We start from the raw sequence: 5844 nt of genomic DNA, 5'->3' as shown, positions 1-5844 counted from the left end.
CCGTCTCTCTCCTCGCAAAATAGATATTGGTAAAAAGGAAATTCGCATATTTATGCGGTTTGTTCCTCGGGATGCTTTCGAAATTGAAGCTCATACAGCTCTGCATAATGACCGCCCTCGGCAAGGAGCTGATCATGGGTACCCTGCTCTTTCAGCTCGCCATCGGCAAGGACACAGATCGTATCCGCCCGTTCAATCGTAGACAATCGATGGGCAATAACTAATGTCGTACGATCCTTCATCAGCTCATTTAAGCCCTGCTGGACTTCATATTCCGATTCTGCATCCAAAGCCGAGGTCGCTTCATCCAACAGCAAAATCGGTGCATTTTTGAGCAAAGCACGGGCAATTGCGATCCGCTGTCTTTGACCGCCGGACAAATTGGCTCCGCGTTCACCGACAATCGTGTCGTACCCCTCTGACAGCTCAGCTATGAAGCCGCTGGCATAGGCTGTTTTGGCCGCAGCCTCTACTTCCTCATCCGTGGCAGCCGGTGAGCCAAAACGGATATTATCCGCTACTGTACCGTGGAACAGCGTAGCCTCCTGTGGTACATAGGCCATCAAATCCCTGACCTCATCCAACGGAAATTCTTCTGCCAAGCGACCACGAACCCGCAGCACACCTTCGTCCGGTGGGTAAAATCCTAGCAACAGCTTCATGACTGTGCTTTTGCCACCACCACTCGGGCCGACAAGCGCGGTTACCTGCCCTTCTGGCACGACCAAGTTTAACCGTTGCAGCGTTGGATGGTCAGGCTGATAGCCAAAGGTGATGTCGTGTAGCTCCAGCGCAGCCGGAGTCTGTTCAATGGCGTGATCTGAATGCAAGGTCTCAGCATCGCCATAGAATTCCCCAGATTCACGGGCTGATAAAGCTACCGTCTCGGGATCGATAAGCCTAGTCAGCGGTCCCTTCTTTTTAGCCGCGGGGAACTGCTCCTCTTCCTTCGACTCATCCAGAATTTCGCGGATACGCGCCAAGCCTGCCAAGGAGTTTTGTAACAGTGTTACAGCCGCCCCTAGCTCCAAAAACACCGTTGAAATACCGGTTTGCAGCTGCACAATCTGTCCCAATACTCCCAGTTCCATTTGCTTCTGCGATACCAGAATCAATCCGGCGACAAGCACACCGCCCAGCGTAATGAACTCTATGACAAAATTGCACATATCCTGCAAGCCCATATGACGTCCCTGCCGGATGCTGATGCGGTTTATGTCCTCGCTTGCATCGTTACAAAGTCCGCCTACCTTTGTCCTCAACCCAAACAACTTCACCGTCTGCAAACCGGAAAGCAAATCACTCAATCGTTCCGTGAACCTGCTCATCCGCCCCTGTAACTCTTCACTCGTCTTTCGCATTTTCTTCGCGAAATGAGCATTTATCCAGGCTGAAGCCAACCCAAGTAAAACCGCCATAATCCCAAATCGCCAATCCAGAACCATCAAAATGATCAACGAGCCCAAGAAAAGCGAAATTTCCAGTATAATCGAGCGGATATGAACGGTGTAAGCCTGCTCCAGCGCCTGTACATCATTCGTCATACGGGATACAAGATCACCCGAATGGTGTTTTTCGGCTTTATCGTACGATAGCTTGACAATGTGGCCAAATAGTTTCATTCGTACTTCGGCAATCGCCAGCTTTACACACCGTTTATACATATAGCTGCACAGGGGGGAAATAAGACTTAATGCCAAAAATGTACCACTGACCAAATAGACCGCTCGGTATAGCTCCTGTACATCGCCATTAACCGCGAAATTCAGCAAATAATGCACCACAAAAGAAAGTAAAATCGTGATGCTGGCATTGGTCAGACTATTGCCAACCAGCCCGGTAAAATACCATTTTCGGTGCGGCTTCATCAGGGACATCAACTGCTTAAATTCATAAAACCCCTGCTTGAAGGTCACGACGCTCACCCCTTTCCTCAGGCAACGAATTACCGTTTTCCGCCGTATGCTGTTCTTCTTCAAAATTTTTCAAATACAGCTTTCGGTAGACACCATCACGACCCAGTAATTCCTCATGAGAACCCGATTCCACAATGCTCCCCTGATCGAGTACAATAATGCGGTTCGCCTGACGTACGGTTGACAGTCGATGAGCAATGACCAGTACCGTCCGGTTTTGCATTACGGCATTCATCGCATTCTGCACCTGAGCCTCCGACTGACTATCGAGTGCTGAAGTCGGCTCGTCCAATAGAAGCAGCGGAGCATTTTTCAGTAATGCTCTTGCTATGGAAATACGCTGTTTTTGACCGCCAGACAATCCGCCTCCCCGCTCGCTCAACAGGGTTTCATAGCCCTCGGGAAGTTGAACAATAAAATCATGCGCATGTGCCGCTTTCGCCGCCTCGACAATTTCTTCCCGAGTCGCCTCCAAACGTCCATATTTGATATTTTCTGCAATGGTGGCCGGAAAAAGCGACGGCTCCTGAGATACCATCGAAATATGACTGCGCAGGCTTGTTAAATTCCAATCTGTCAAACTCTTTCCAAATAGTTGAATGGTTCCAGCATGCTCTCCAGGTTCATTAAATCCGCAAAGCAGCTTGAAAATCGTGCTTTTACCTCCACCGCTGGCACCGACAATCGCCACCATATCCCCTTGCCCTGCCTGGAAGCTGATATCCTTCAGCACTGTGTTCCCTTCATCGTAGCCAAAGGTCAAATGCTCAAAGCTGACTACAGCAACACTATCAACGTCATCATCGCTTTCTGCTCCGCCTTCACTCATTCGGTTGGCTTCCCCATCTGCATCGTCTTTCAAAAGAGGCGCCCTATTCTCTCGCTTCTGATCTACCAAGGTCATTTCGCCGTCCTGACGTTCATTCTGCCAATCCAGCACCTCAAACAAATGCTTTGCGGCTCCACCCGCTTCCTTCATTTGCGAAATGATCGTCGGCAGCATGGCAATCGGCTGCAATATGAACGAAATCAGGTATAAAAAAAGTACAATGCCTCCAGCATTCAGCTCTCCATGTTGTATCAGGTATCCTCCGTATACAATGACCAAAATAATCGGTGTTGCCAGCATCATCACACCTACCGGAGTAATGGCTGCATAGCGCTTTTCTAGCCGTAAGCCGCGCTTGACGACCTCCTCCATAATCACCATATACTTCTTCAACAGCACAGCTTGCATATTGAATGCCTTGACGATAGGGATTCCTCCGATTGCATCTTGCCCCACAGCGTTCAAATGAGCAATTTTCTCTTGAAAATCCGCGGAATATTTTTCAATCGGCTTGCTCATTAGTGATGTTATGATCATTCCTATTGGCATGAGCGCAAGACTTGCCAATATCAGTTTCCAGCTTGTCAGTAAAAGCAATATGAGTGATGCCGTAAACACAAGCGGTAAATAAAACAGATTGGCAAACTGCTGGATAAAAAAGTTCTGTAGTACTGCCGTATTATTGGTTAGACGGGATACCAAATCTCCGGTAAATTTCCTTTCCACGCTGGAAACCGGTAAATCGCAAAACTTATGTACGAGATCGCCTCTCAAGTCGCGCAGAGCACTAACACTAAACCGCGCTGAAGCGTACCTCATCACAAACTTACAGGGCATTCCAATTAGCGTCATACCAACAACCAGATAGATCATGTTCTGGGTAGAGGAGAATGTCCCCTGTGCCATTTGCTCAATGGCCTTACCCAAAATAATGTCAATAGCTGCCAAACACAAGGAGGCGATCACCGTTATGAAAACCCATAGATTATACGGCCTTACATAACGTGCGAGTCTCCGAAAAGCAGAATTTAATCGAAACAAGGGCATCCCTCTTTTCGTTGCCCACACTTTTTTAGTGCGAACTTTTTATATTGGCTGTGGACGTCGTTGAGATAAACTCTGGGTTGGATGCATGAGTATCCGTACAGAATAAAATGCGATTTTGAACTATGCTGGAATTTGCATCTTGGTGTGGGTTGGTTGTTGATTGTTGCTGAGAGGGTAATAACGAAGTGTATCGTGATGTGTGGGACATTCAACTCTGTCTGAATCGTGGTTGTAGGGTGCTTGTGTTGTAAGCTGTATGAGCTGCCGCCGTGTGGGCCATAGGCGAGGATGTAGAAAGAATGTTCTCGACTGCGCTCATAACCTCTTGTTCTTGTTCATGGATGAAAAAGTGATTACCTTCGAACATCCGAACATCCATAGGTGATGTCGTATGTTGTTGCCAGGCATGGAGTGAATCTGTGCTAACCTCATAATCCTTCATTCCGCCTAAAACGGTCATCGGACATACCAGTGGATTTCCCGGCTGATAAACATAAGTTTCACATACCTTAAAATCTGCACGCAGACGAGGCATAATAATTTGCATCAATTCTGCATTTTGCAGCACCTCTTCAGGAGTTCCCTGCATCAAACGAAGCTCTTCGGTGAAAGAATCGTCTGCTAAATCATGGAGTCGTTTTTTGGAGTATGGAAGATGTGGTGCGGATTTACCGGATATGATGATATGCACGGGTAGCTTTCCAGTTTTGCTGTATAACTGTCGTGCTGTTTCAAATGCAATCAGTGCCCCCATACTGTGCCCAAAAAAAGCGAACGGCTTATGCATGTATGGAGCCATTGCGGGAACCAACGATTGAACGATGTCTTGAAGAGTATCCATTGGAGCTTCTGTTGAACGGCTTTCACGTCCTGGAAGTTGTATAGGCAACACGGTAATGTCAGGCGCAAACCTAGACTTCCAAGAGTTAAATATGTAAGCACCACCACCGGCGTAGGGGAAGCAAAATAGTTGGAGCTTCGCAGTCGGTTGGACCTCTGTTTTCGCGAACCAAGATTGCGATCGAGTCGTCATATGAATTCCTCCATCCTCTATTCAGTTCATAATTTTACAGTAAATCCTTATATCTCTTTTTTTCTTCCAACACTTTCTAACTGTTTTTAAATATACAAACTTTAAAACCACTTGGCATGGGACAAAAGGGCTAAATCGATAGAGCTCATAAAAATAAAACAAAATCCATATTTTGTTATTTGTTTCCAAACTTCAAAAGCAACAATTTCACTTTTGGTATTAGTTATCTGTCAATCATGATCTGTTAATTTAGTTTAAAACGAAATTTTAGGTTTTCACGAATTTTGTAAAACTAAACTCATTATGATTTACATTGAAGCTCCAACCCCTTATCCTACAACAATTTTATCTTTACATGCCATTAACATAAATGTAACAAATTCAACCTGATATCATCCGACAAATTCCGCCTTTTTCCGCAACTCCCTTTAACCTTCTAAATAATGGATTGAATTTGTATCAAGCTCACATAAGCCAAAATTAATAACTCTTTAATTTTGTAATAAATATTGTTATTTCATAGTCCTAAAGGATCATATTTTGCATATTTTTTTCTGACTCTTCGTCTAAAAAATTCAGTTCGGATTGAGTTTTTCTCTCCCAAAGCTATGAATTTTCTTTTCAAACTCTAATAGAACCGTTTCTATCTCGCTTCAAAAGTACCTGTTCTCTAGAAATTTATAGCCTTACTTTTAATCTTCACCCCCTCAAAAAACAGTAACGGCAAACAGCAAGGCTCCCTGTTGTTGGAGACTTGCTGCTTTATAAATTTCATTATGTTTGACTTCACTATCGGTCGATATGCAGAGTGTTGTAAGCTTTATTGTAGTTATCCCCCAATCATATTAATTTAGTGGAATGGAGTATATGTATGGGTTTCTTGTATATTTTCCAAAACGCGAAAGCCTTATGGTATACAAAAAGAGCACAGGCCGTTAAGGCTGTGCTCTTTTATCTTGCTTGGCGACGTCCTACTCTCCCAGGACCCTGCGGTCCAAGTACCATCGGCGCTGGAGGGC

At 45.3% G+C, this 5844-nt stretch carries 3 protein-coding genes and 1 rRNA gene (1 of these 4 cut by a window edge); all 4 read right to left on the bottom strand.

Going from position 1 to position 5844, the window contains the following annotated elements; genetic code table 11:
* Window positions 1-50: 50 nt before the first annotated feature.
* Window positions 51-1916 (bottom strand): ABC transporter ATP-binding protein, encoded by a 1866-nt coding sequence (locus C1T21_RS05305; protein WP_103047501.1) that lies wholly within the window; start codon window positions 1914-1916, stop codon window positions 51-53.
* Entirely contained in the window at window positions 1891-3786 is a 1896-nt protein-coding gene (locus tag C1T21_RS05300) for an ABC transporter ATP-binding protein (RefSeq protein WP_103047500.1), read from the bottom strand. Before C1T21_RS05300 ends, C1T21_RS05305 begins: the two co-directional genes overlap by 26 nt.
* 214 nt (window positions 3787-4000) lie before the next feature.
* Window positions 4001-4825 carry a thioesterase II family protein gene (locus C1T21_RS05295; RefSeq protein WP_103047499.1) on the bottom strand — a complete coding sequence of 275 codons (825 nt, stop codon included), beginning with the start codon at window positions 4823-4825 and terminating at the stop codon, window positions 4001-4003.
* 958 nt (window positions 4826-5783) lie between these two features.
* Window positions 5784-5844 (bottom strand): 5S ribosomal RNA (gene rrf, locus C1T21_RS05290) (it continues 60 nt past the right edge of the window).

The organism is Paenibacillus sp. F4 (assembly GCF_002894905.1).
GTDB lineage: Bacteria > Bacillota > Bacilli > Paenibacillales > Paenibacillaceae > Paenibacillus > Paenibacillus polymyxa_B.
This window is presented reverse-complemented; position numbering and strand designations above follow the sequence as displayed.

Coding starts and splice junctions, on each gene's coding strand:
- C1T21_RS05295 (WP_103047499.1), bottom strand. CDS start 4,825: ATGACGACTCGATCGCAATCTTGGTTCGCGAAAACAGAGGTCCAACCG.